This is a genomic window from Nitratidesulfovibrio oxamicus (assembly GCF_015731765.1).
Classification (GTDB): domain Bacteria; phylum Desulfobacterota; class Desulfovibrionia; order Desulfovibrionales; family Desulfovibrionaceae; genus Cupidesulfovibrio; species Cupidesulfovibrio oxamicus.
In genome coordinates this window covers 1-1,210 of sequence record NZ_VRYY01000595.1, presented here as the reverse complement: position 1 = coordinate 1,210, position 1,210 = coordinate 1, and the positions used below count along the sequence as shown (strand labels likewise).

1 protein-coding gene is annotated in these 1,210 nt (G+C 70.2%); it reads left to right on the top strand.

Going from position 1 to position 1,210, the window contains the following annotated elements:
* A partial coding sequence (gene murA, locus FVW20_RS16035) for a UDP-N-acetylglucosamine 1-carboxyvinyltransferase (protein WP_196610382.1) occupies window positions 1–964 on the top strand: 964 nt, incomplete at its 5' end.
* Window positions 965–1,210 lie beyond the last annotated feature (246 nt).

Here is a 1,210-nt window from a genome sequence, read left to right as displayed (position 1 = left end):
TGGCCCGCTACTGGCCCGCCTGGGCGAGGCCCGCGTGGCCCTGCCCGGCGGCTGCGCCATCGGCGCGCGCCCCGTGGACCTGCACCTGACCGCGCTGGAAAAGATGGGCGCCACCTTCGACCTGGATTCCGGCTACATCCAGGGCCGCTGCAAGAAGCTGCGCGGCGCGCACATCCACTTCGACTTCCCCACCGTGGGCGGCACCGAAAACCTGCTCATGGCCGCCACCCTGGCCGAGGGCGAAACGGTGCTGGAAAACGTTGCCCGCGAGCCGGAAGTGGTGGACCTTGCCAACTTCCTCATTGCCTGCGGGGCAAGGATCGAAGGGCACGGCTCCAGCATCATCAAGGTACAGGGCGTGCCGCGCCTTGGCGGGTGCGAATACCGCATCATGCCCGACCGCATCGAGGCGGGCACCTTCATGGTGGCGGCGGGCATCACCGGCGGCGACCTGCTGCTGACCGACTGCCCCTTCGAGGAACTGGAGGCGGTCATCGCCAAGCTGCGCGACATGGGGCTGATCATCGAGCGCGAAGGCACCCGCGACGTGCGCGTGACCCACAACGGCCACCTGCGCGCCCGCGACGTGACCACCCGACCCTTCCCCGGCTTTCCCACCGACATGCAGGCCCAGATCATGGCCCTGATGACCATCGCCAGCGGCGCGGGCGTGGTGGAGGAGACCATCTTCGAGAACCGCTTCATGCACGTGCCGGAACTGGTGCGCATGGGCGCGGACGTCAAGCTGTCCGGCCACTCCGCCATGGTGCGCGGCGTGCAGAAGCTCATCGGCGCGCCGGTCATGGCCTCCGACCTGCGGGCCAGCGCATCGCTGGTGCTGGCGGGCCTTGCCGCGCAGGGCGAAACCCACGTCCAGCGCATCTACCACCTGGACCGGGGTTACGAGCGCATCGAGGAAAAACTGAACGCCGTGGGCGCGCGCATCACCCGCATGCCGGAATAGCCGCACACCTTCCGGGCGGGCCCGCCACGCGGCGCGGCCCGCCTTTTTTTGCACCCGGAAAACCCCGCAGGCAGCGCCAGCCATGCACCAGCCGTCCTCGCAGCCTCAGCCCCGACCGGAACCACCATTGGCTCCGCCACTGCTGCCGCCGCTGCTGTTCCGGCAGGCCTGCCTGCTGGCGGCGCTGGCCGGTCTGGCCGCGCTGCCTCCACGGGGCGAACCCGTATGGGCCGTCACGGCGGCGGC